Raw genomic sequence first — 385 nt, forward strand, 5'->3', positions numbered from 1 at the left:
CAAGCAGCTTTAGATACAGCCTTTGCTAATTGGATTGCTGGGTTTAGTGTAACTGGTGGTTTTAATCCACAAGCTACAGATATTAGTGCACTTACTGCTCCTGCTTTATGTGAGGGTGGTAATACGAGTGTAACTTATAACATAACGGACTTATGTGAGTCTGGGCAAGATACAGCTACATTTACAGTAACTCCTGCTGATGCCTTAACAATTAGTGATGTTCAAGATCTTACTGTAAATGCTTGTGACTTTAATGACCAAGCGGCTTTAGATACAGCCTTTGCTAATTGGATTGCTGGGTTTAGTGTAACTGGTGGTTGTGATCCGCAAGCTACAGATATTAGTGCGCTTACTGCTCCTGTTTTATGTGAGGGTGGTAATACGA

At 41.0% G+C, this 385-nt stretch carries 1 protein-coding gene; it reads left to right on the forward strand.

What is annotated here, in order from left to right; genetic code table 11:
- Positions 1–385 (forward strand): hypothetical protein (locus tag ACH5TW_RS00375; RefSeq protein ID WP_439334491.1); only part of this gene is annotated, 385 nt, incomplete at both ends.

Source organism: Thalassobellus sediminis, assembly GCF_044386045.1.
GTDB lineage: Bacteria > Bacteroidota > Bacteroidia > Flavobacteriales > Flavobacteriaceae > Thalassobellus > Thalassobellus sediminis.